Annotated in this window: 2 tRNA genes and 2 rRNA genes; all 4 read right to left on the bottom strand. The window is 49.2% G+C overall.

Annotation, left to right across the window (positions count from 1 at the left end):
- Positions 1-120, bottom strand: a 23S ribosomal RNA gene (locus GON22_RS25545); the annotation flags it as partial.
- Between the two features lie 127 nt (positions 121-247).
- A tRNA-Ala gene (locus GON22_RS25540) sits at positions 248-323 on the bottom strand.
- Positions 324-344: 21 nt separating this feature from the next.
- Positions 345-421, bottom strand: a tRNA-Ile gene (locus tag GON22_RS25535).
- 122 nt (positions 422-543) lie between these two features.
- Positions 544-663: ribosomal RNA gene (locus GON22_RS25530) — 16S ribosomal RNA — on the bottom strand; the annotation flags it as partial.

Genomic DNA, 663 nt, shown 5'->3' with positions numbered 1-663 from the left:
ATTCGGACATCCCCGGATCAAAGCCTGCTTACGGCTCCCCGAGGCAATTTCGTTGTTCGCCACGTCCTTCTTCGGCTCCTAGTGCCTAGGCATCCTCCGTGCGCTCTTAGTAGCTTAACCAGTTGCTTGATTGATGGCTGTTACTTGCGTAACCATCCATTCAATCTTCGCTTCGTGTTTAAAACTAAAGCTTTAAGGATGTTTCATTATTCGCTATCCAGTTTTCAAGGTGCAAAAGTGAATTGTTTGGTGGAGCCAAGCGGGATCGAACCGCTGACCTCCTGCTTGCAAGGCAGGCGCTCTCCCAGCTGAGCTATGGCCCCATATCTAGTTTGATAAAGAAATGGTTGGCCTTAGTGGACTCGAACCACCGACCTCACCCTTATCAGGGGTGCGCTCTAACCAGCTGAGCTAAAGGCCAAAATTACTATTCACTTAATAAATCGTTTAGAAAGAACAAGATTGCTCTTTCAAAACTGACAACGAGCGAGACACAACTGTCATTGTGTATCCAGTCATCATCGTGACTGGGTATATCCTTAGAAAGGAGGTGATCCAGCCGCACCTTCCGATACGGCTACCTTGTTACGACTTCACCCCAATCATCTACCCCACCTTCGACGGCTGGCTCCTTGCGGTTACCCCACCGGCTTCGGGTGTTGT

This window comes from Paenibacillus sp. MMS18-CY102, from assembly GCF_009789195.1.
In the GTDB taxonomy this organism is placed as follows: Bacteria; Bacillota; Bacilli; order Paenibacillales; family Paenibacillaceae; genus Paenibacillus_T.
The sequence above is the reverse complement of the archived record's forward strand: the minus strand, read 5'-3'. Positions and strand labels throughout refer to the sequence as shown.